General features: G+C 44.4%; 15 protein-coding genes and 2 pseudogenes. 11 read left to right on the top strand and 6 right to left on the bottom strand.

Features of this window, described 5'->3' with window-relative positions:
• Positions 1-8: 8 nt before the first annotated feature.
• The 3 genes and pseudogenes from ELZ11_RS09385 to ELZ11_RS09390 form a co-directional block, all read left to right on the top strand.
• Positions 9-906, top strand: a pseudogene (locus ELZ11_RS09385) (urate hydroxylase PuuD); the annotation flags it as partial.
• Between the two features lie 110 nt (positions 907-1,016).
• Positions 1,017-1,280, top strand: a pseudogene (locus ELZ11_RS24090) (urate hydroxylase PuuD); the annotation flags it as partial.
• A 361-nt stretch (positions 1,281-1,641) separates the two neighbouring features.
• Positions 1,642-4,131, top strand: coding sequence for a putative bifunctional diguanylate cyclase/phosphodiesterase (locus ELZ11_RS09390; protein ID WP_137357146.1), 2,490 nt, complete (start codon positions 1,642-1,644; stop codon positions 4,129-4,131).
• 29 nt (positions 4,132-4,160) lie between these two features.
• Here the strand turns inward: ELZ11_RS09390 and ELZ11_RS09395 are convergent, their stop codons facing one another.
• Positions 4,161-5,036 carry an AEC family transporter gene (locus ELZ11_RS09395; protein ID WP_137357147.1) on the bottom strand — a complete coding sequence of 292 codons (876 nt, stop codon included), beginning with the start codon at positions 5,034-5,036 and terminating at the stop codon, positions 4,161-4,163.
• A 208-nt stretch (positions 5,037-5,244) separates the two neighbouring features.
• On the opposite strand from ELZ11_RS09395, the gene ELZ11_RS09400 reads away from it, so the two are divergent.
• From ELZ11_RS09400 to ELZ11_RS09430, 7 genes are all read left to right on the top strand, one after another.
• A complete protein-coding gene (locus tag ELZ11_RS09400; protein WP_137357148.1) occupies positions 5,245-5,850 on the top strand; it encodes a class I SAM-dependent methyltransferase in 606 nt (201 codons plus the stop codon).
• 244 nt (positions 5,851-6,094) lie between these two features.
• The gene (locus tag ELZ11_RS09405; RefSeq protein WP_137357149.1) at positions 6,095-7,567 is read left to right on the top strand and encodes a sensor domain-containing diguanylate cyclase; all 1,473 of its coding nucleotides are present in this window, start codon (positions 6,095-6,097) and stop codon (positions 7,565-7,567) included.
• 229 nt (positions 7,568-7,796) lie between these two features.
• Positions 7,797-9,218: a TolC family protein gene (locus ELZ11_RS09410; protein WP_137357150.1), complete on the top strand. Its 1,422-nt coding sequence runs from the start codon at positions 7,797-7,799 to the stop codon at positions 9,216-9,218.
• Positions 9,215-10,468 carry an efflux RND transporter periplasmic adaptor subunit gene (locus tag ELZ11_RS09415; RefSeq protein WP_137357151.1) on the top strand — a complete coding sequence of 418 codons (1,254 nt, stop codon included), beginning with the start codon at positions 9,215-9,217 and terminating at the stop codon, positions 10,466-10,468. The genes ELZ11_RS09410 and ELZ11_RS09415 overlap by 4 nt, the downstream gene beginning before the upstream one ends.
• A 2-nt stretch (positions 10,469-10,470) precedes the next feature.
• Positions 10,471-13,641: an efflux RND transporter permease subunit gene (locus ELZ11_RS09420; RefSeq protein WP_137357152.1), complete on the top strand. Its 3,171-nt coding sequence runs from the start codon at positions 10,471-10,473 to the stop codon at positions 13,639-13,641.
• 81 nt (positions 13,642-13,722) lie between these two features.
• Entirely contained in the window at positions 13,723-14,409 is a 687-nt protein-coding gene (locus tag ELZ11_RS09425; RefSeq protein WP_137357153.1) for a response regulator transcription factor, read from the top strand.
• Positions 14,409-15,671 (top strand): sensor histidine kinase, encoded by a 1,263-nt coding sequence (locus ELZ11_RS09430; RefSeq protein WP_137357154.1) that lies wholly within the window; start codon positions 14,409-14,411, stop codon positions 15,669-15,671. The genes ELZ11_RS09425 and ELZ11_RS09430 overlap by 1 nt, the downstream gene beginning before the upstream one ends.
• Positions 15,672-15,745: 74 nt before the next feature.
• Here ELZ11_RS09430 and guaD read toward each other — a convergent pair whose 3' ends face one another.
• From guaD to xdhA, 4 genes are all read right to left on the bottom strand, one after another.
• Positions 15,746-17,080 carry a guanine deaminase gene (gene guaD / locus ELZ11_RS09435; protein ID WP_137357155.1) on the bottom strand — a complete coding sequence of 445 codons (1,335 nt, stop codon included), beginning with the start codon at positions 17,078-17,080 and terminating at the stop codon, positions 15,746-15,748.
• Positions 17,081-17,171: 91 nt separating this feature from the next.
• Positions 17,172-18,059, bottom strand: a complete 888-nt coding sequence (gene xdhC, locus ELZ11_RS09440; RefSeq protein ID WP_137357156.1) for a xanthine dehydrogenase accessory protein XdhC — start codon at positions 18,057-18,059, stop codon at positions 17,172-17,174.
• Between the two features lie 129 nt (positions 18,060-18,188).
• On the bottom strand, positions 18,189-20,579 hold the full coding sequence (gene xdhB, locus ELZ11_RS09445; RefSeq protein WP_137357157.1) for a xanthine dehydrogenase molybdopterin binding subunit: 2,391 nt from the start codon (positions 20,577-20,579) through the stop codon (positions 18,189-18,191).
• Positions 20,572-22,017, bottom strand: coding sequence for a xanthine dehydrogenase small subunit (gene xdhA, locus ELZ11_RS09450; RefSeq protein ID WP_137357158.1), 1,446 nt, complete (start codon positions 22,015-22,017; stop codon positions 20,572-20,574). Before xdhA ends, xdhB begins: the two co-directional genes overlap by 8 nt.
• A 337-nt stretch (positions 22,018-22,354) precedes the next feature.
• Between xdhA and ELZ11_RS09455 the strand changes: the two genes are divergently transcribed.
• The gene (locus tag ELZ11_RS09455; protein WP_137357159.1) at positions 22,355-23,173 is read left to right on the top strand and encodes a substrate-binding periplasmic protein; all 819 of its coding nucleotides are present in this window, start codon (positions 22,355-22,357) and stop codon (positions 23,171-23,173) included.
• Between the two features lie 77 nt (positions 23,174-23,250).
• On the opposite strand, the gene ELZ11_RS09460 is transcribed toward ELZ11_RS09455, so the two are convergent.
• The gene (locus ELZ11_RS09460; protein WP_137357160.1) at positions 23,251-23,985 is read right to left on the bottom strand and encodes a GntR family transcriptional regulator; all 735 of its coding nucleotides are present in this window, start codon (positions 23,983-23,985) and stop codon (positions 23,251-23,253) included.
• Between the last annotated feature and the right edge of the window lie 706 nt (positions 23,986-24,691).

Genomic DNA, 24,691 nt, shown 5'->3' on the forward strand with positions numbered 1-24,691 from the left:
AGTTTATTATGGATCCGCATATTACGGAATGGTTGAATTTAGCAATTCGCTGGATACACATGATTGTTGGTGTAGCATGGATTGGTGCATCATTTTATTTTGTTTGGTTGGAAAATAACCTTAACCGAGTGAACCCAAAAACGGGATTGTCTGGTGACTTATGGGCAATTCACGGTGGTGGTATCTACCACCTAGAGAAATACAAATTAGCACCGCCAGAAATGCCAGAACACCTGCATTGGTTTAAGTGGGAAGCGTACTTCACGTGGATCACAGGTGTGTGTCTACTGGGTGTGGTGTACTACCTAAATGCTGAAATCTACCTGATTGCTCCAGGCTCGGGTTTGGACTCAACTACTGCGATTGCAATCGGTATTGGTTCTCTTGTTGCGGGTTGGTTTATCTACGATCTACTGTGTGATTCACCGCTAGGTAAAACGCCAATGTTGCTTGGCTTGGTATTGTTCGTCGGTCTAGTGGGCGCGACTTACGGCCTATCTCAAGTGTTCAGTGGCCGTGGTGCATACATTCACGTTGGTGCGATTATTGGTACTATCATGGTGGGTAACGTATTCCGCGTCATCATGCCAGCACAACGTAACCTAGTGAAAGCGATTGAAGAAAAGCGCGAACCAGATCCAGCGTTACCAGCGAAAGGTCTGCTACGTTCTCGTCACAACAACTATCTAACGTTGCCAGTACTGTTCATTATGATCAGTAACCACTTCCCAAGCACATACGGCTCGGAGTACAACTGGTTAATTTTAGCGGGCTTAGCAATCTTCAGTATCTTGGTTCGTCACTACTTTAACACTCGTCACGGTAGTCAGAAGTACGCGTGGACGGTACCTGTAGCAGCTTTAGGTATGATTACATTGGCATTTGTTACATCGCCATATGCGAACCGACCAAGTGTTGCACCAGCGGCGCCGGCAGCAAGTGTTGAAACTAAAGCAACAACTGATGCAGATCCTGCAAAAGAAGTGCTTGAGCTAACAACAGAGAACCACGGTAATGGCGTAACGTTTGAAGAGATCAACAAAGTCATTCAAGAGCGTTGTTCAGTATGTCACTCAGCGACACCAACTCACGCTGCGTTTGCTGTCGCACCAGGTGGTGTGATCTTGGATACTGCTGAAGAGATCAAAACGAATGTACCAAGAATCATGGCGCAGTCGGTTCAAACTAAGGTCATGCCGCTAGGCAACTTGACTCAAATGACGGATGAAGAGCGTGCTCTTATCGGCACTTGGGTAGAGCAAGGCGCGATTATCCAGTAGTTTGAACACCAGTAAGTAAATGTTTGTTATTCCTTTGTCTAAGTTCATGAGTCTTAGATGAGGTTAGGGGGAGTTTGGCGTGAGCACGCGGCCAAACTCAATCCCACCCTGTTTCCCCGGTTCCTATAGCCGGGGCTTTTTGTTTTTAGCAATCATCATTTAGTTAGATGCTATTCTAGCTTACCCATAAATATGCGTGATTTGTTGGTCTGTGCATTATTTCAGCATTTCCGCAGTGGAGATTTCATTTTATTAGATAGATTTAGTGACTAACTTATTAAAAGGCACAGATTAAATATGGTCTTGTGGATATGAAACAATGAATATCATATTATCGGCGCAAGATTAATTTATAGAGTCCATGATGCAACAACTACTCGAACAGTTGATTGAATCACAATCGACCAGCGATTTATTTATAAAATCACTTCAGTTACTCCATGATAAATACCAACCCAATCATTGTTTTATCGCAGACACCAGTAACAAAGATTTAGTCGCTTACACGCAGTGTTACTTCCATGAAGGGAAGTTGGCTAAAAATTTCGCTTATCGTTTACATGGCACGCCCTGTGACATCGCGCTTAGTAGTCAAGATGAATACTGTTTCTTCCCGGCTGAAATTCAGTCTGCCTATCCACAAGACCAAGCACTTATCGACCTAGGCGCACAAGCGTACATAGGACTGCCGTTAACGGCGCGCAATGGCGAGCGTGTCGGGTTAATAGTGATGCTATACGATCAAGATATGTCGGGGTTGGCGCTTGATAAAAAGTGGTTGAAGCTGCTTGGTTATATTGTTGGTCAGGAGCTTTATCAGAATAAAATTAACCTAAAAAATGCGCAGTTAGTCAGGCAATTCAGACAAGTGGAAACTTTGTCTGATATGGGTTTTTTTGGTTGGGATCTTCAGAAAAAGGCGTTCGAGTTTAGCCCGAATTTCTGGCGAGTCATGGGTATTGAATCAGAAAGCATTGGGTCGTTAGAGGAATTGCTCTCTAAATATATCTTCAAGTCAGAGGATCAATTTCTCGACTACTGCTCACGTTTATTTGCTAACAACGATATGCCTGAAACGGAATTTATTAGTAAGCGTCAATCACCTATTAATAAGTATATTAAAATCACGTGCCATAACGTTAAAGATCAGCAGGGCACAGTAATTTATGTTGAAGGAACCGTTCAAAATATAACCGAGCATAAAGAGTTGGCGCATGAATTTAATATTGCGAGTGAAGCACTGAACCAAAGTAATGATGCGATATTAGTTACTGATAAATATAATAAAATCATTCAGGTGAATAAGCGTGTAGAGGAGTTTACCGGTTATACCAAAGCTGAACTAGTAGGTAAGACGCCTTCCATTCTTTCCTCTGGTCTACAAAGTCCTGATTTTTACAAAGAGATGTGGCAATCGATTGAAGATAGCGGCGCTTGGGAGGGGGAATTATGGAATCAGAACAAAAATGGCACCATTTATCCCGAACGCCTAGCGATATCAACACTTAAAGATGAGAGTCAGGACGTCTCTCATTACATCGCTGTTTTCCGTGACATTACCCGTCGAAAACACAACGAGCAACGCATAAAAGAGTTCGAAAAATATGAGTCGGTGACTGGGCTCACTAAAAGGCCAATATTCATCAAAGACGTTGAGAGCAGTTTATCGCAAGGTAAGCCGCTAGCTTTAGCTCTCTTCGATATTAAAGGTTTCTCATTGATCAACCAAAGCTACGGAGATGAGCTCGGCGACAAGCTATTGCTATCGGTGGCTAACCGTTTAGAAATGGTGCTTGGCGACAGATATATGGCATGCCGATACGGATCTGATGAATTTGCGGTTGCGCTAGATGTCACAACGAATGAAGAAGTGGTTGCTCGTTGTGAGGATATTCGCCGAGAGTTAATGATTGGCTATCAAGTGGCTGGCCACACCATCACCCTCGAATGGTCAGTGGGTATGTCTTCGTTTTTGACTTCAGCCAATGAAACGAACCCAATGATGCAAGCCAAGTTGGCGTTGGAGCAATCTAAAACAGTGCAAGGACGTCCGACTTTGTTTACCGCTGAATTAGAGAACCAAGTCGCGCGTCGTTTGAAACTGAAAGTAGCGTTAGAAGCTGCCATTCAATCTGATGCGCTCGAAGTACATTATCAACCTATCTATAACACTGAAACGGGACTCGCGACTAAGTTTGAAGCGCTAGCGAGATGGAAAACCGAGTCAGGTTATATATCGCCATTTGAGTTCATCAGTGTCGCTGAAGAATACAATTTAATTGTTCCGTTAGGTCGCTGCATACTTGAGCAAGCCTGCAGAGATCTAAAAACCTTGTATCAGCAAGGCCACACCGACGTTGTATTTTCGATTAACCGCTCCATCAAGGAGTTGAATGCCATTGAATTACAGCAAAACTCCATTGTCGCGATGCTTGAAAAGTACGGGCTTCCTACTAGCTCAATAGTAATTGAGATCACTGAATCCATTTCGCTTGATGACAATCCAATCGCTAAAGAAGTGCTGGATCAATTAAAGAATAGCGGCGTAAAACTGGCGATTGATGATTTCGGAACAGGTTACGCATCGTTTGCGAACTTGATTTCCCAAGAGCTGGATTATCTAAAAGTAGACCGCTCTTTTATCACTAATGTATCGACGGACAAAAGCTGCATGGTGCTTACTCAAACGGCTATCAGTTTGGCTGATAAGTTGGAATTGGATGTGATTGCCGAAGGTGTCGAAACTCAGTGTCAATTAGAGTTATTGAAGAGTCTAGGCTGTAAGTTCGTCCAAGGGTACTTCTTAGGGAAGCCGCAAGCATTTGAGCAGATTTATCGCCATTTAGCATGATAAATGGCGACTTAAGTAGGAATCTTTTCCTAGAGTGAAAGAGCGAACGTTAGAAGTATTGGTAGGGTGACGATACTCAAGAAGTTACCAAAGAGAATCATAGAGGCGACTTTAGTTGGTTCGATGTTAAACCGTTCTGCAAACAGATAGTTCATTACCGCTGGTGGCAGCATGGTGAACAGCACCATCATTTGTAAGTGTAAGGTCGGTAACGGAATAAAGAAGTAAATAATGGCAAAGGCAACTGCGCCTGTCGCTATGGATTGAATGGTGCTGAGTAAGCCGACTTTTAAGCCGCTAAGACGTAAGTTCACCATTTGTGAACCAAGCGATAACAGCATAATAGGTACTGCTGCTTGGCCTAGTAATGACGTCGCTTCGTAGATCGGGTTCCAGACAGAGACGCCACCCAAGTTTAGCCCCATAGCCAAAGTCGCGGCGAGGAAAACAGGCATCGACAGAATTTGTTTTATTGGGTTGCCGTTACTCAACACAGCTAAACCAAGGCTGATATGAGTACAAGCCGAAACCACAAATAGCAAAACGGCTGGCGCGAGAGCTGTGTCGCCAAATGTGTAGGTGAACAGTGGAATCGCTAAGTTGCCACTGTTACGAAACATGTGCGGTGGTGCCCATGCCTTAAAGTTCAGTTTGGTCAATTTGCAGATCGGAACCATAAGAATACCCGGCACGAGCACAGCGACTAACGAGGCATAAATCAAAGGGAGTTGTTCTGTATCCAGTGGCATGGTGGTGAGCGAGGCGAACACTAACGCAGGAATACACACGTCCATGTTGATGCGATTTATCGGTCTGAAATCGGGTTTTAGCCATTTCCCTATCGCGAAACCAACACTAGCAAGTGCGAATACTGGAAATAGAATACTGACCACTTGTTCGAACATTGAAATCCTTTCTTCGTTCTATCATGGAATTGTGTACTGAGGATATTAAGTTATCAGTATATAGAGGAAAGGTCACTGAACTTACTAGCGTTTTATCTGCTCGATGATGAGAAGATCACGAAAGTTTTTCTTAATAGATGGGTTACGAATGGAGATTTAAAACATGGTAGAGTTGATGAACGTTCGCCAATTTATAGAGAACAAGTAAATGCATTTATTAGATCGTTTGAAAGTTTATTTGTTCCACCGTCAGCGCATTAAAAACTCTGGTTATTCGCCATCTAAAAAACAAGGTTGGTCTAGCGAGCAAGCTCAGCAAAAGCGCTTCGAGGCGGTGCTAAAATCTGGGTCCTTTTCAGGTAAGCACATTGTCGACTTAGGGTGTGGTTATGGTGAATTGGCCAGTTACTTATCTAAGGCTGAAGCATTTGCGAAATATACAGGTGTTGATCAACAGCCGCATTTTTTGAGCCAAGCGAAGCAGCGAACTACTCAACCAAATTGTGTGTTTAAACGTGGAGATTTAAGCACAACAAGTGTGAGTGGGGCGGATATTGTTATCGCGAGTGGATCATTGAATTATAAATCTCGGGATCCTGAATATGTCACTAAGGTCATTCGTCATATGTACCAAATGGCGAATGAGCGTGTGGTGTTTAATTTGCTCGATTCAAGTGTGTTCCCCGAGCAAGCACTATTGATTGGTTACAACAAGCAGGGTATCTATCGCTACTGTAAATCCATGTGCGATGATGTCGAGTTGATCGACGATTATACCGATGAAGATTTTACTATCGTGATGCGAAAATCTTAGTGCTTGGATTCATGCCAGGAGCCACTTCTAAATACGCCTAACTTGCTCTTTTCTTCTGCTTAACTATCTTTGCCTCGTTGTTACCAAAAACAATGGAAGCTTATCTAATCGATATTAATATAAATTCAATTTATTGATCTGTTTGATAAATAGTCGAACGGACACTAATGCATCGTATTGTGTCCTATTCTTTGATATAGAGTCGCCCTGAGATTAGTAACGTCAAACCGACTATTGAGTTCGTATGATTTCTGAAAGCTTATCGGCCCATAAGAAGCTAGCGGTATGTTTTGTTTTTATGTTTACGCTATCTGCTGCGCTTATCGCGTATTACGCAGAAAGTGCGTTCATGGATACCAAACAAAGAGCAAAGGAAGGTATGGAGGACAATAGTTTACTGATTGCTGAATGGATTCGTGGGGGCTTTGAAAGTTCAGACTTTGTTTTACGTGATGTAATAGGGCATACCTCATCAGAGCTACACTCGGCCGCGCATCAAAACACTCACGGTAATCTGATTTATACCGATTTCTTAGAAAGAAAAAGAGCAACTTTACCCAACGTTAAACAGGTGAGTATGCTTGATGAACATTGTGATTTGCAGCATTCCAGTAGCGAGTTAGCGATCACTTTTAGTGAGTATGAATTTTGTCGACTGTTCCAAGCGAGAGAACAAAAAGACGCTTTCATTAGCCAAGCCTATCAACTGTCTGACGGCAGTTGGAACATCTCTCAAGCACGTCAGTACTCTCACCAAGATGCGAAAGGCGTGGCGTTTGTCTCTATTGATCTCGACTTCTTCGGCAATATGATCCGAAAGCTGAAGTACGGCAAAGAAAGTGTCATTGCGATTTACGACACCAATTATCGACTGCTTGCTCGCCAGCCAGAAATCCCCGGGCTTGAAGGTAAATTGGTCTCTTCCCAGTCTTTCTTAGGGCAATACTCCGAAACCGACGCTGTTAGGTTTTTTGATGCAGTATCGACACACGATGGTGTCTCACGACTGTTTTTGGTAAGAAAGGTTGAAGGCTTTCCATTCTTAGTTGTGATCGGTAAGTCAGACGAGGTGTGGCAATCACAGTGGTTCGAGCGTACTCGTATTCTCGCCAGCGCTGGTTTTGTGATCATTATTTTGATGTGGATGATGCTACGAGCCAACTTATTACTTCAACAACAAAGTGAATCTTTAAAGCGCCTGCATGAAGAAACAGCCAAATTGGCTCGAACTGACATGTTGACGCAAATCCCGAACCGCCGCGCCATCTTAGAATGCGGAGCGAAAACTTTTGAGCAGAGCACACGCTATTCTAAGGCTCTATCTGTGCTGATGATCGATATTGACCACTTCAAATCAGTGAATGATAAATATGGTCATGATGCTGGAGATTTAGTGCTCATTAATGTTGCCAAGTTACTGGAAGACGCACTACGAAGTTGCGATGTCGTTGGCAGATTGGGAGGGGAAGAGTTTGTGGTGATCTTGCCTGAAACTAGCCTTGAGTCGACCGTGATTTTAGCCGAAAGGTTGCGTGAGAGAGTGGAAAGGCTTGTGACCGAATATGAAGGGCTCAATATTACTTGCACGATTAGTCTAGGAGCCGCGTCTATTACAGACATCAACACTTCGTTCAAAGAGCTGATGACATTTGCTGATAAGGGTTTATATCAAGCAAAAGATCAAGGGCGAAATCGACTAGTGGTGTGGAAGCCTTAATCTGTGCACTTTTTTGTGGCTTTGAATGTCTAGTTGGCTGTGAACAGCCTGAGTTTATTTTAAATCAGTCCCTTATATTGGTGTTGCTACTTACGCATTATGTAGCATCAGTTCACGCACGCTCGCCCCCGTTGCTGGGAAAGAAAATCTAAAAAGGTTAACCCGTCTTAACCCTCCCTTAACCTCGCACTGAGTATCTTCATGTCCATTCTCACAGGAGACATGAAAGATGAACTCTACGCTTCCTATAAAACACACAATACTTTCGTTGGTGCTTGTCAGCTTGATAGGCTGCAGTACCACGGGTAAAACAGATTACGTTGATCTAGCCAATCAAACGAATGCGACCACCAATCAACAGCTGCTACTGAATTTGATTGATGACGCTCAATCCGTTGCTAAAGACAGTGCGCAAACGGATAAGTTTGTACAAGAACACCAAGTATACCTAACAGATCTCGTTGACTTACCAGAGCTAAATAGCTTCATTGAGCAAGCACTGCGCAATAGTCCTAGCCTTCAGCAGAATATCGTCGCACTTAATATCGCGTATGCGCAGCAAGGCGTGACTGCTGCTGATCGGCTGCCGACTGTGGATGCGAGCTTTAGTGGCAAAGCTGAAGAAGACAGTAACGACACTTACACGAACGAATTGACCGTAGGTTGGGAGCTGGATTTATGGCAAAGACTTGCGGATAGCGACAACGCAGCCTTGAAAGACATCGCGAGTTCTCAAGCGAGCTTACAAGGGGCACAAGACCTTGTCGTCGCAAATATTATGAGAACCTGGCTTGAAATCAGTTTGCGCCAACAGCTTATTTACATCGAACAGCAAAGGTTATCTGTTCTAGAAAATAACGAGACTTTAGTGCTCGATCGCTACCGTGCTGGGCTGGGTAGTTTGGAAGACTTAGACAATGCCAAGACCAACAGTTCGTCAACACGTTCAACCTTAGCGGATTATCAAGAGCAACTCGCGTCGAATAAACGAAGCTTGATGCTGTTATCAGGGCAATGGACGGGCGACGAATTGGCTCTGTTCATATCGGACTCTTTTCCTGAAGTTTTAAATCCGTTAGAAGCCATACCTGAACAGGATTTGGCGCGTCGCCCTGATTTACAAGCGGCTTTCCTAAATATTGAAGCGGAAGCGCTGCGCACTGATGCAGCGTACAAAGCTATGCTGCCATCCATCAGTTTATCAGCAAGCCTTTCTGATATGGCGGAATCGCCGAGCGAAGCGCTGTTAACCGGTCCACTATGGAGTGCACTTGGGCAAATTTCTGCACCTTTGTTCCAAGGAGGCAAGCTTAAAGCCCAAGCTGAAATTGCTGAACTTACCACAGAGCAAAATTATTGGGCTTACCAAGAAACCTTACTCAGTGCTGTGAATGAAGTTGAAAATGCCATGGGGCAAGAAAGCTCATTGCAAAAGCAGCAACTGCACTTAACTAACGCATTGCAAAGCGCTCAACGTAGCTTTGCGAGTTATGAAGAAAAATACCGTCAGGGTTTGGTCGACATTTTTGATCTACTCACCGTTCAGCAGCAAACCTATGACCTTGAAGCACAATTGACACAAACCATTTATAACCGCCTCGTTAACCGAATTGACTTAGGGCTAGCACTTGGCTTAGGAGCATCCTCATGAAACTGAACAAAATTACTCTCGCAGTTACTCTATTAGCCGGTTCGAGCATCTTTGCTACTGTTGCTTTTAACGGTGCGCAGATGGCTCCAGCTTCAACTTCCGCTTCTGAGAGTACCGCTAATGAGCAAATATCACCTGTTCAGGTTCAGCCTAAGGTGGATGAACAGTCTGTGATTTCTCAGTTGCAGCAGGTCGCGGTGATTAATACTCAACTTGGAGATTATCAAGCTGAAGTGGTTGGTTATGGTGAAGCCGCACCGCGCTATGAACTGATGTTAGCGACAGAAGTCAGCGGCCATGTAGAAACGATTAGCGGCAAGTTTGAATCCGGCCAAGTTGTGAAGAAAGGCGAAGTTATCGCAACGATTGACGCGACGAGCTATCAACAAGCGGTCACGCTAGCGAAAGCAAACTTGGCGCAAGCACAGTTAGACTTGTTGGAGGAGCAGAGACAAGGTGAACAAGCTAAATCTGAATGGCAACGTTCGGGGTTATCTGGCGAGCCAGACTCCCCATTAGTATTGAGAAAGCCGCAGCTAGCGCAAGTGACGGCTGCACTAGAAAACGCTCAGCTCGACCTGAAAAAAGCCCAACAAGATCTCGAAAAAACGCAAGTCACAGCGCCATTTGATGCGCTAGTGGTGACCCGTGATGTCCAGCCGGGTAGTTATGTTCAAACGGGGACCCAAGTTGCAACCTTGTATAGCATCGATGAAGTTGAAATCCTGATTCCACTTTCTGAAAGCCAGTGGAGCAGTTTACCAAGCTTTGATAACGAACAACTTAAAAACACGCCTTGGCCAGTGACGCTTAAAAGTTCGGACGGAACTCATCAATGGCAAGGTTATGTTGAACGTATCGAGCAACACTTATCACAAGAAACACGCCAGCGTTCGCTTGTCGTCGTGGTTGACCAACCTTTAGAGCAAAGTGTTGATCTTTATCCGGGGACCTTTGTCACTGCGTCGATATCTGGCAAGCAGTTAGAACAACTTTGGCAGTTGCCTTCTTCTGCGTTATCGCAGCAAGGTGAATTGTGGTTTGTAGATCAGCAGGGGCTTTTGACTAACACTAAAGCCGACACTGTGTTTGAAAAAGATGGCTATATCTACGTTTCGCCAAGCGTTGATGTCTCTCCAAATCAAACTATTTCATCCAACACGCTTGAAGGCCACTCTGCGCAAGTTGTGAAACGCCCACTAAGCAGTTTTCAATCAGGTATGAAAGTTTTGCCTAAGGTCGAGGGGTAATTATGTCTATGCACTCCAATACTCAATCGGGCGCGATCGCATGGTTTGCTCGAAACTCAGTGGCCGCTAATTTATTGTTACTCGGCATGATAGCGATAGGTCTAATGTCGCTGAACAACCTTCGCAAAGAGGCGTTTCCAAGCCTAGAACCTGATGTCGTCACCGTGTCCGTTAACTATGACAGTGGGGATCCGGTTCAAGCGGAAGAAGGGATTGCAATAAAGATAGAAGAAGCGTTAGAAACGGTATCAGGGATCAAGCGTATTACTTCGACGTCTGACGCTAATGGCAGCCACGTCTCAATTGAGAAAGAAAGCACGTATGAACTCGATACCTTATTAGCGGACGTTAAAACTAAGGTCGATGCGATCAATAATTTGCCAGCACAAGCTGACAACCCAGTGATTGATAAAGCTCGCATGCAAGATCATGCGCTTTGGGTACAGTTATACGGTGAAGCGGATAGGGCGACACTGCAAGATTTAGCAGACAAGCTCAAATCTGATTTATTGAGTCAGTCGGCGATTCGAGATTTGGAAATCAAGGCTAAAGCTGAGCCAATGATCTCGGTCGAGGTAGATGAAAACAAACTGCAAGCCTACGGCCTGACATTAAGTGATCTATCTGATGCGATTAACGCAGAATCGTCGACAGCGATGTCGACAAGTCTTCGTAACAATGACAAGACTGTGCGTTTGAAAGTGTCGGAACAAGCGTATGAGCTACAAGACTTTAATGCGATCCCAGTAGTCACAAGCAGTTCGGGTACTCAGATCACTTTAGGTGATATTGCTAAGGTCGAAGATACGTTTGCAGACGATACGTTTGTCCTCTCTCGTTACAACCAACAAAATGCTACCGCAATTCAAATTGTTATGGATGAATACAGCGATGTCGTGAGTATAGTCGAGCAAGCTGAGCAGGTGGTTGAGCGTTGGCAAACCAGCAATGTGTTACCTGAAAATGTAGAAATCGAAACTTGGTATGACAAAAGTACCATGATCAAAGACCGACTGAGCTTACTGGTTAAGAACGCTCTGACAGGCATTGGTTTGGTATTCATCGTGTTGGCATTGTTTCTTAATGTGCGTGTTGCTTTTTGGGTAGCAGCAGGACTGCCGTTTGTCTTCTTTGGCACCTTGTTCTTCATGACAGACTCCTTTGTCGGATTAACCATCAATGAGATGACCACGTTTGGTTTCATCATGGCGCTGGGGATTGTGGTCGATGATGCCGTTGTGGTTGGGGAAAGTATCTATTCCACTCGTAAAGATGATGGTGACACCATCGACAGCACCATACGTGGCACGATGAAAGTTGCGGCCCCGACTATTTTTGGTGTACTCACTACGGTAGTGGCATTTTTAGCGCTGGCTAACGTTGATGGCAAAATGGGTAAGGTCTACTCTCAATTTGGTACGGTAGTAACGATTTGTTTATTGCTTTCATTGGTCGAATCTAAGTTCATTCTTCCTTCGCACTTGGCGCACATCAATACTAAACGTAATGCAACAAAAGGAATTTGGAATCGAATTCAACGTGCAGCGGATGGTTCGCTACAGTGGTTTAACCGTCGAGTTTATAGCCAAGTCATTGAATGGGCATTGAAGCTACGTTATGCGGTGATCATGGTGTTTATTTCGCTGTTGATTTTGGTCGCTGGCCTGCCAATGACTGGCGGAGTGCGTGTTGCTTTCTTCCCTGATATGCCAGGGGATACAGTAACCGCAGATATGTCGATGCAAAACGACGCAAGCTTTGGCCAAACACAAGCTAACCTACTGGTATTGGAAGCGGCTGCGAAACAAGCGGATGCAGAGTTAAGATCGCAATACAGTGAGCCGAATTCGGATTCTGAACTAGAGTCAGAGCTACTCAGCCTTCAAGTTATCGCTGACAGTGACAATGAAGGACAAGTGCGTATCGAGCTCGACTCAAACAGCGTTTATTCGTCGAATGTATTCGCTGAACGCTGGACAGAGATTGCAGGCCAAATGGAAGGGGTTAAAAAACTGAAAATCTTGTCGAAAATGGAAATGATCGACAACTTTAAAGTGGAACTAAAGGCGTGGGACGATGAAACGGTTACGGCTGCGGGCAACCAACTTAAGGCTGAGTTAGAAAAAGTCGCCGGTGTTAGTGGAATCGATCACAACCTAGACCTAGGGGAACCTCAGTATCGATTCGAGCTTACCGAGCAAGGCAGAGCTTTAGGCTTCGATACGGCGAGTTTAGCGCAACAGGTACTGCAGTCTTTTGGGGGTGACATTGTTCAGCAATTCCAACGCGGCAAAGATGAAGTAAAAGTGCGTGTGCGCTATCCAGAGTCGGACCGTCAAACCATTGCAGATATTAAACAAGCGAATGTTCGAACTAACGATGGCACGGTTGTTCCGTTAAGTACGGTAGCGAACGTGATATCTGACTACCAAGTGTCTGAAATCACGCGTATTGATAGCCAACGAGCAGTGTACATTAGTGCAGTGTTAGATAAGAATCTGATTGCTCCTAGTGAACTGGTGAGTCAGCTTGAACAAACGGTGGTGGCTGACTTAACGGCTCAATACCCGAATCTAAGTGTCGATTTCGCGGGTGAGACAGAAGAGCAGCAAGAGACGGCAAGCTCGATGATGACAATGTTTGTGCTAGCCATGATTGCGATTTATGCGCTATTAGCCATTCCGCTGAAATCGTATGTGCAGCCATTGATTATTATGACAGCCATTCCATTTGGTATTGTGGGCGCGATTCTAGGGCATTGGTGGAATGATCTCACCATCAGTATCCTATCTTTAAATGGTATTCTGGCGCTTAGCGGCGTAGTGGTGAATGATAGCTTGCTGTTGGTCTCTCGTTTTAATGAGTTGATGAAGCAAGAGGGCATCAAGGTTCACGACGCGATTGTTCAAGCTTGTACAGGTCGATTAAGAGCGGTATTGCTTACTTCCGTAACCACGTTTGCAGGTTTAACCCCGTTACTTAGTGAAACATCATTGCAGGCGCAGTTCTTGATCCCAGCGGCAGCTGCATTAGGTTATGGCATTTTGTTTGCGACTTTCATCACTTTGATACTGACTCCATCACTATTGATGATTCAGTGTGAAATTAAGGCGTTGATCAATCGTTTACAAGTGAAGCTTTATCCGAAAAAGAGCGTCACAGCTGAGGTATAACTCAATCGTTGGCTGTAGCTTCTACAGCCAATATCTCCAACTGCTTTCAATAAGCATTGAATGAAACAATAAGAGGTAATTATGATCACCGATAAACTTCAATTATTACTTGTTGAAGATGACATGGACTTAGCCACCGCGGTGATCGATTACCTCGCCCTAGAGGACATTCAATGCGATCATGCGGCTAATGGCGTCGCTGGGCTTAATCTTATTCAAGAGAATGGCTACGACGCGGTGATTCTTGATTTGAATTTACCGAAAATGAATGGGTTACAGGTATGCGAGAAGCTACGTAGCCAAGGCATTGATGTGCCGATCCTGATGTTAACGGCGCGCGATACACTCGACGATAAGCTTGTCGGCTTTTCAAAAGGTGCAGATGACTATCTAATCAAACCTTTTGCGATGGAAGAGTTAATTGTTCGCGCGCAAGTACTCGCTAAAAGGCGCAGTGGACAAGTGACGAAGCTATCGGTGATGGATTTGGAATTGGATCTTCAGCAGCAGCAAGCGTTTCGAAACCAGCAGGCGCTAAAGCTTTCTCCAACGGCTTTTAAAATCCTTGAAATATTGATGCGAGAAAGCCCCAAAACGGTGTCACGTGAGAAAGTGATGCAATGGGTATGGGGAGAAGACCAACCTGATAGCAATAGCCTAAAAGTCCATATGTTCAACTTAAGAAAACAGGTGGATGCCAGCTACTCGTCAAAGCTTATTCAAACTGTTCCCGGTAAAGGTTTCGCTATCAAGGAATGTAACGACTAATGAAGATAAGACCGAGTTTACGCCTTTATGTACTGCTGGTGGTTCTGCTGACTGGCATCGTGACCATCCTTACCTTGTCGGTACTCAGTGTCCACTATTTTATCTCTGGAATGGATGTCGCTATGCGCGGTGCTATGTTTGCACAGGCACGTAGCGAAACTGTTGCGGATAACAAGCCGTACTCCTATCAGGAATTTACTGTCGCGACTCGTTGGCAAGACTTGCCTGCAGTGATCCAGCAGAGTTTAGTCGAAGAAGAAGTCGGGTTTCAAGAACTCACTAAGTCCATTCATGGAAAGTCCATCTTTACGCCTCCTGAGGCGGGTTACTTCGCTATGAAGGTGATGAAAGGAGACGATGTTCGTTTTGTGTCTGCGGTCTTTGAAAGAGACAAATCGACGTTCTTTCAAGTAGAAGGTGTCCCTCACTTCATTATCATTTTGGCCACCGCATTAGGGGCAATAGTGCTTTTTTCATCGGTACTTATCTTAGCGATGCGAAAGGTGGCGAGTCCCGTCGAACGTTTAAGAGAGTGGGCAAAATCGCTTGATAAAGACAAGCTCGCGGAGCCAGTACCTGATTTCCTTTTTAGTGAGTTAAATACGCTCGCGAATCTGGTTAGAAATAGCTTGAGTTCGGTACAAGAAGGGTTAGCGCGAGAACAAGAGTTTCTTGGTTATGCCAGTCATGAGTTAAGGACGCCAATCTCCGTAACTCGTACCAATACTGAACTGTTAGAGAAGATGATCCTCAAGGGATTGTCGCAAGAAAAACAATTGGAAGTCGTTGAGCGTATCAAGCGAGCGGGTTATACGATGACGGATCTTACGGAAACTTTGCTTTGGTTAACTCGCCAAGAAGGAAAGGAACTCCCGGAAGACAAAATGAGCGTTGGTTTAGTGGTTGAGCAGCTTGTGCACGACCTTGAATATTTAACCAAAGGTAAGTCGGTTGAAGTCACCGTTACGACCGATAGCGCTGAACAATTTTTACCTGAGAGTTTGTGTCGTATTGTGCTATCTAATTTGATTCGTAATGCTTTGCAGCATACGTCTGAAGGTTCTGTAGAAATAAATCAAATCGGTAATCAAGTCACTATTTTGAACCAAAACCTAAACGGCAGTATCGATGACAATAATTTAGGTTTTGGTCTTGGTTTGGAACTGACAAACAGGTTAGTGAGTCAATATGGTTGGCATTATCACAATCAAGAATTAGAGAACGGAAGAAGAGTCGTGGTCAAATTTCTAGCGGAGGACTGATCTATTTAGTTGCTGAAATAAAAAAGCCACGAACAAGGTTCGTGGCTATAGGTATATTAAGTTTGAAAACTCGATTAGCTCACGAGCTTCTTCTGTTCTTCAAAGTTAACATCGTAAGCTTTTTCACCGTAGATGTAGGTCTCCGCAACTGTGCGGTCATCACCTAGGCTCATCAATACGAACAGTTTTTCTTCTAGCTTAGTTGCCTGTTCCATTCTGAAACGCATTAGCTGAGTAGCGTGTAAATCTAGTACGACAAAGTCTGCTTCCTTACCAACTTCTAAGTTACCAATCTTGTCTTCTAAATGCAGAGAGCGTGCACCACCAAGGGTTGCCAAAAACAGTGATTTAGCTGGGTGAAGCTTTTCTTGTTGAAGTTGCATGATTTTGTATGCTTCGCTCATGGTTTGCAGAATCGAGAAGCTAGTACCTGCGCCGACATCAGTACCCATACCAACTCGGACACCGTGTTCTTCAAGTTTTGGTAATTTGAACAATCCAGACCCTAGGAACAGGTTAGAAGTTGGGCAGAAGGCGATCGCTGAATCGGTCTCTGCAAGGCGCTTACATTCGCAATCCGATAGGTGAATACCGTGAGCAAACACCGAACGCTTGTGTAATAGACCGTAGTGGTCGTAAGCGTCTAGGTAGCTTTCGCGTTCAGGGAATAACTCTAATACCCACTCGATTTCTTTCTTGTTTTCTGAAAGGTGAGTGTGCATGTAAACGTCTGGGTACTCTTCTAAAAGCTTACCTACAGTTTCAAGTTGCTCTGGTGTACTTGTCGGTGCAAAACGTGGCGTAACAGCGTAATGCAGACGGCCGCGATTGTGCCATTTTTCGATCAGTTCTTTGGAATCAGCATAACCAGATTCTGGTGTATCGGTTAGGTAATCTGGAGCGTTGCGATCCATTAATACCTTACCTGCGATCATACGTAGGTTACGCTTTTCTGCTTCTTCGAAGAATACGTCTACTGACTCTTTATGAACGGTACCAAATACCAGTGCTGTCGTGGTTCCGTTGCTTGCGAGTTCGTCTAGAAATAGCTTGGCAACTTTATGTGCATATACTGGATTTTTGAAACGCTTCTCTTCAGGGAACGTGTAGTTTTCAAGCCAGTCGAGCAACTGCTCACCGTAAGAAGCGATCATGCCAGTTTGTGGGTAGTGAATGTGAGTGTCGATAAAGCCTGAAGTGATCAGCTTATCTTTGTACTCTTTGACATCTAGAGTTTTAGGTTGACGAGCAAGCACTTCATCGGCATTGCCCAAATCAACGATGTGACCGTTTTCAACGACCATTACCCCGTCTTCAAAATATTCATACGATTCTTCGATACCGACATCCTTTGGGTCGGCTACGCTGTGAAGAATATTGGCGCGATAAGCTTTGCGTTGCGTTGTCATGTTTACTTCCTTTTGATTACTTCAATGACATTATGGCCTTTGAAGCGCAGCGACTGTTTTAGGCGAATAACGTTTGAGGTTATTGGCTTAGTTAAGCGATTTTCTCTTCTAATTGTGATTCGCTTATGTCGCTCTGTTTATTCGCTGATGTCGATTGATCGTAGTCAGCCGACTGATGTTCTTTGGTTGGGCGCTTTTGTTCAAGTTCCCGACCCTGATAGTGTGCGATCAGTTCACCCGCAACCGATACAGCTATCTCGGCAGGGTGTTTTCCATTGACCGCGCTTATGCCAATAGGGCAAAGCATTGTGTTGATTTGTTCTTGGCTATAACCACGTTGCTCTAAACGGAAATCGAATTTCTTGCGTTTAGTTAGCGAACCAATCATGCCGAAATAACAGCTGTCTTCGCGGTCAATAATCGCGCGTGTCAGGTCAAAATCGAGCTGGTGGTTGTGGGTCATGACGAGGTAATAACTGTTAGGTGGCATATGTTTGACTTCTGATACAGGATCGTCAGTCACTAACTTCTTCACACCTTGTGGGAGTTCTTCTGGAAAAACTTCATCACGCTCGTCAATCCAAGTCACGCGGAAAGGTAGGGTAGAAACAATATGCAGTAGCGCTTTGGCAACATGGCCGGCACCAAATAGCACCAAGTGGTTTTGTTGGGTGCCGATAGGTTCAAAGCTAAGAGTGGCCATTCCGCCACAACATTGACCTAAACGAGCGCCTAAGTTGAAGCGTTCTACTTTGAGGGCTTTTTCGCTAGCGATGAGCATTTCACGAGCCATTTTCGTAGCGACATGTTCAAGGTGACCACCACCAATGGTAGCGATAATGCGATCACGTGTGACCAACATTTTAGTACCAGCATCACGAGGTACTGAGCCTCGATCTTCTAGCACGGTTACCATCACACACGGCTCATAATTTTCTTCAAGCTTAGCCAGTTCGTGAATCCAATTATCCTTAAACATATTCCCTCCAAAAGCTCCGACTTAATGCTTCTTGTCGCCAACCTGTTTCGTGTTACTGAGTGAATCAGGTTGGCTTTACTTATTGCTTTTACCTTAATTTATTGCTTGTGCTTAAATGGCACATGTCATTTAAGCGGTCTCTGATTTTGCGTCTGCCGATGCAGTCTCGGTTTCAGTGACTTCTTGAATCGCCATAAGCACGCGTTCAGGTGTTGCTGGTGTGTTTAGCTTAGGAATCGCACCGTCTACAGCGACAGAAGCGATAGCATCTTTCAATGCGCTCCAAACCGACATACCAAGCATGAACGGCGGCTCACCCACGGCTTTCGAGTTGAATACCGTATCTTCAGGGTTACTGCGGTTTTCTAGAAGGTGTGTTCTGAAATCAATTGGCATATCTGCAATCGCTGGGATCTTGTAGCTTGCAGGGCCGTTAGTCATTAATCGACCTTGTTCGTTCCATACCAGTTCTTCCGTTGTTAACCAACCTGCACCCTGAACAAAGCCACCTTCAACTTGACCGATATCAATCGCTGGGTTCAGTGATGCGCCTACATCATGCAAGATGTCGACACGAAGGATCTTGTTCTCACCCGTTAACGTATCAACGATAACTTCTGAACATGACGCGCCGTACGCGTAGTAGTAGAACGGACGACCGCGTGCTTTCTCGTGATCGTAGAAGATCTTCGGCGTGCGGTAGAAACCAGTGCTCGATAGCGAAATTTGGTTGAACCAAGCCAGTTGAACAAAGGCGTCAAATGTCATGATTTCATCACGAATTTGAATCATACCGTTCTTGAACACGACTTCCTCTGGAGACACTTTGAAGTGTGCAGAAGCAAAATCAATCAAACGCTGCTTAATCGTTAACGCTGCGTTTTGCGCGGCCTTACCGTTGAGGTCGGCGCCCGATGAGGCTGCGGTTGGTGATGTGTTCGGAACTTTGTCTGTGTTTGTAGCGGTGATCTGGATACGTTCGACATCGACTTGGAACTCCTCTGCAACGATTTGTGCAACTTTGATGTTCAAGCCTTGACCCATCTCCGTACCACCGTGGTTCAAGTGGATACTACCATCGGTATAGATATGGATTAGCGCGCCAGCCTGGTTCAAGAAAGTCGCAGTAAATGAGATACCAAACTTCACAGGTGTGATTGCTAGGCCTTTCTTAAGAATTGGGCTTTGCTTGTTGAATTCAGCAATTTCTTTACGACGAGCGTGGTAGTCACTGCTTTTTTCAAGTTGTTCAGTAATCTCAGGAAGAAAGTTGTCTTCAACGGTTTGGTAGTAGTGGGTCACGTTGCGGCCTTCACCGCCGTAGTAGTTCGCCTTACGTACTTCCAAAGGATCTTTTTTCAGGTAACGTGCGATCTCATCCATGATGTGTTCAATCGTCATCATGCCTTGAGGGCCACCGAAACCACGGTAAGCAGTGTTAGACGCTGTGTTGGTCTTACAGCGATGGCCTGTTACCGTCGCATCACCTAGGTAATATGCGTTGTCTGAGTGAAACATTGCACGGTCGACAATCGAGCTGGATAGGTCAGGGGAGTAACCACAGTTACCTGCCACCATGATGTCGGCACCTTGAATCACGCCATTGTCATCAAAACCAACCGTATATTGGTTGTAGAATGGGTGACGCTTACCTGTCTGCTGCATATCTTCGTTACGTAGTAAACGCATTTTAGTTGGGCGACCAGTCAGGCGAGCCACGACTGCCGCCATACATGCTGGAGAAGCAGCCTGTGTTTCTTTACCACCGAAACCACCACCCATACGACGCATGTCAATGACCACTTTGTGCATTGGAACGCCGATAACTTCAGAAACTAACTTTTGTACTTCAGTCGGGTTTTGCGTTGAGGTGTATACGATCATGCCGCCGTCTTCCGTTGGCATAACGCTACTGGTTTGAGTTTCTAGGTAGAAGTGCTCTTGACCACCGATTTCTAGGTCACCGCTTAACACGTGTTTTGCATTGGCAAGCGCTTGTTTAGAGTCGCCACGTTGTTGAGTGTGACTTTCAGTAACGAAGTGTTCTTTCGCTAGGGCTTCTTTTACATCAAGAATCGCAGGAAGCTCTTCGTACTCAATCACAGCAGCGTGAGCGGCTTTGCGAGCGGTTTCTAAGTCGTTTGCTGCAACTGCTAACACTGGTTGGCCGTAGTATTCTACTTTGCCGTCAGCCAGAAGTGGATCGCCCGGTAAGATAGCACCGATGTCTAGTTGACCTGGTACATCTTCTGCTTGAATAACGATGGCAACGCCTTCGAATTCATAACAAGGAGACACATCAATTTTCGTGATTTTTGCGTGCGCTTGCGTGCTTAGACGTGCGTAAACGTGTAGCTGATTTGGGAATTCCAAACGGTCATCGATGTAGACGGCTTCACCAGTTACTTGTTTCGCAGCACTGTCGTGTTTAACACTTTTACCCACGCCAGTTTTTAGATCTTTCTTAGCAATGGCAACCATCTCTTCGTGGCTCATCGCATTGTGATTCGCGTTAGACATAAGACGTTACCCTTGTTTCAATTTGATTGTTCTTGTTTGATTGTTCAATGAAGTAGCGGCGTAGCATATTTGCTGCCGATAGCGAGCGATATTCTTGGCTGGCACGGAAGTCAGACAATGGTTCAAAGTCGCTGTAAAGCTCTTGCATTGCTTCTTTAATATTAGCTTCTGTCCACGCTTTACCTAGTAATACATTTTCACAGCGAGTCGCACGTTTTGGCGTTGCAGCCATACCACCGAAGGCAATGCGTGCGCTGACGACCTTGTTGTCTTCAACTTTGATATCAAATGCACCACAAACTGCTGAAATATCATCATCTAAACGCTTAGAAAGCTTGTAAGCACGGAAACTGTCTTGTGCTGGTTTTGGAATGATGATTTGCTCAATGAATTCGCTTTCTTTTTGAGCCGTTACTTTGTAGCTAATGAAGTAATCTTCAATTGGCATTGTACGAGACTCATCACCACAGCGAAGCTTGATGCTTGCGTTAAGCGCAATCAGTAGTGGAGGCGTGTCACCGATTGGCGAGGCGTTTGCAACGTTACCGCCGATAGTACCTTGGTTACGTACTTGCAGTGACGCAAAGCGGTGTAGTAATTCGCCAAAATCTGGGTAGTACTTTTTCAACAGTGAGTAAGAGTCACTGATTGGTAAGTTCGCACCAATGATTAAATCTGTGTCGGTTTCTTTGCAAACCTTCATATCTTCAACAAGGTTTACGCTGATCAATGTTTCGATTTCACGATGGAATTGCGTAACTTCAAGGGCCAAGTCTGTACCACCAGCCACTAATTTAGCGTTAGGGTGAGCCTTGAAAAGCTTGGCTAGCTCGTCAGTGCTCTTTGGAGAAAACGCTGTAAGGTGACCTTGGCGTAGGCTCGCTTCTGTGTCTTGAATGCTTTCTAGCTTCTCAATCGTGTTGCGTTCTAATTCCGCAAACTGATCCAGTAGTGGTTTTTCAGATGACAGTGACATTGCTGCATCAACAATTGGGCGGTAACCAGTACAACGACATAAGTTACCAGCCAGCGATTCCATGACGTCTTCTTTGCTTGCATCTGGCTTATTTTTGCCTAGTGCAAACATCGACATGATGAAGCCCGGAGTACAGTAACCACATTGTGAACCGTGAAAATCTACCACCGCTTTTTGCACAGGGTGCAAAGAACGATCTTTGTTTTGTAAATCTTCTACCGTGATCAGCTGCTTACCGTGAAGCGCTGAAACGAAAGTAAGACACGAGTTCACCGAGCGGTATTGAAGTTGACCATCAACGACTTCGCCCAATACCACAGTACATGCACCGCAATCGCCAGAACCACAACCTTCTTTCGTACCTGTTTTGTTTATTTGAGTACGAAGGTAATTCAGTACTGTCATGTTGGGTGACAGATTATCTTCATGTCTTATTTCTTGATTGAGTAAGAAAGTAATCAAGAGACCTCCTTGTATATCGACACATTGATTCAGTTATTATTAGCTGGTTAGAATTTTTCTGACCTTTGGGTCAATAATTAGTCATCTTGACCTTTAGGTCAACTAATTATTTACAATTGTGCAACATGGGTCGCCAGCTATCTTTTGTATGCAGATTAAAGTGTTGCTTAAGTGTTTGTTTTATATAGAGCTTTGTGGGTGGTGACAAATTGAAAAAAAATACGTAAAATTTTTAAAATTGAAAACAATATTGTATACAATTTATTTTGTGTGAGCTTTTCGAACTTGAAATCGTTATCTACTATAGATAAATGAGCTGAATCATTGGTTTGAGTCTATGCGAATTGTAAAGAAACTAGTTGCGTTTGGTGTGTTGGGGTTTTTGAGCAGCGGGTTGCTACAGAAGAGCTATGCGTTGGAGATTTCTGTGCATGATTTCCCTCCGTTTGTTCAAAAACTGCCAAATGGTGAGGTCGGTGGTCCTTTTCGAATCATTATCGATGATATATGCCGAGAGCTTAGCCAAACTTGCCACTTAAGCGTGGCACCTAATAGACGTTCAAAACTGCAAGTTGAAGGCGGTGAAGTGGACGCCGGGTTTCCCTATGGGTGGACACAAAAACGTTCTCAAGAATACCACTATTCTGTCCCATTCATGTTAAGCGAGTACGGGTTATTTGTGTCAGAGAATAACGAGATTGTGGTTAATGGAATCAATGACTTACAAGGATATCAAGTCGCAGCCTTCACGCCTTCAATGACCTTAATTTCTCTTGAAGGGCTAAGGAATGACATGCTTATTCAAGGGCTTAACCCATTGAGGATTTTTAAGAAAACCGACGCTAATGGGCAGCTAGTACAAATGCTCGCAGCAGACAGGATCAGCAGTTATTACAGCAACAAAGCATTGGTTGAGTTTCGAGCTGAGCAATTTGGGGTTACTGGAATTCGTTACGCATGGCGTCATAAACCTGTGATGTATTTTTTAGTGTTCCCGCGCGCTTATACTGATGTGAGCTTGGTGAAAAAGTTTAACCAAGCAGCGCTTAAAGTCTTCGCACAACCCAATTACCTACAAGGCGTACTTAGCCCTTGGAATATCGAAGTACCAGATCTTAGCGAAGCTACATTAAAACGCTACAAAATAGAGCGTTAAATTCGCAAGACCGATAACAAAAGCCCTGTGTTCTATGACTAGAACACAGGGCTTAATTGTTGTTATGTAATCAGATTTTATGATTTGCTTTTGAGTAGGTCTGAAAATACGACATGTAAATCGTTAGAGGCGGTGCTGCCATCCAAGTTCAACTTAGAACGAATATGGTCTAAGTGTTCTTGCATCAATTCAATGGCTTTCGCGGTGTCACCAGCTTCAATCGCATCCAATAAAATGGTGTGCTCATCTAACGAACAATTGGAGTTGTTGCCAGTTTCGTATTGGGCGATAAGCAAAGAGGTTTGGGATACTAGGCTGCGTTGAAAAGCTAACAGTGGTGCATTCTCGGCCATTTCAGCCAGTTTAATGTGGAACTCACCAGAGAGACGTAGGCCGCTTCCGTAGTCACCGTGGTCAAAGGCTTGGTTCTCTTTCACCACAAGCTTACGGCACTCGTCGATTTGCGCTTTAGTCGCATTCTGAACCGCTAACTCAGTGATGGCAATTTCCATGACTTCACGTGCTTTAAAAATCTGCTTCGCTTCATCGACAGTAGGCGCAGCAACCATTGCACCGCGGTTCGGGCGAATCACGACGACCTGTTCAAGTGATAGGCGTAGTAAGGCTCTACGAATAATGGTTCTGCTTACACCGAAGATTTCAGCAAGCGCTTCTTCACTCAGCTTGGTCGCTGGTGGTAGCCGTTGCTCTAGAATGGCATCAAAAATATGACAATATACGACGTCGTCTTGCGTCTGTCCTGCGACTTTCGTTTTGATATTTTTGCTGACTGAGTTTTTTAGATTCGCCATACAGCTCCGTGGCCTTGTACTAATTCAATTCATTGATGAAACAATCATACTTCACTTTGTATACATATATCTATACATCTATGAAAACAGGCGACATATATCGCCTTTTTGCTGTTTGAATTTGTGATTAAATCAGCATGGTGGTTATTTAATCGATTGCGACACTGATTTCTAATTTGTGTCGCTAATATCCGAAGCGTTTTACGTCATTTCTACGGAATATTTCGTCACCCAGTGATCACATCAGTTCGATATTGAGTTTACCATCACGACCAATCTATTCTATTTTCGCGGTAGAAAGCTCTCATGGCGTTGAGAGTGCGTATTACGGTCAGCCAATAATCATTGCGTGGCAATAAGTATATTGTTACTGAATTTGGTTGGGTAACGTGCATATCAGTTAACAATTGGCTTTTTTGGTATGCCTCTGCTGAACGGTGAAGTCGCCAAACCTCCAAGTACTTCCCCTTAGTAAAAGAATGGTTACCGTGATAACTATATGAATATGAGTGTTTATTTAAACATGAAAATAACGCTGTCATGAATAAGGTTATATTTCGTCACACATATCGCTAAGGCGATGATGTTCAATGACCTGCTCAGCAAATCATTTCTTGAAGAATTCCCCTTATTAATCGATAACTCATTATTAGTGGTCTAAAATGTGATCAAGCTATCAAAAGGAATTCATATGGCCTAGTTACTT

It is taken from the genome of Vibrio profundi (genome assembly GCF_005281835.1).
Taxonomy (GTDB): domain Bacteria; phylum Pseudomonadota; class Gammaproteobacteria; order Enterobacterales; family Vibrionaceae; genus Vibrio; species Vibrio profundi.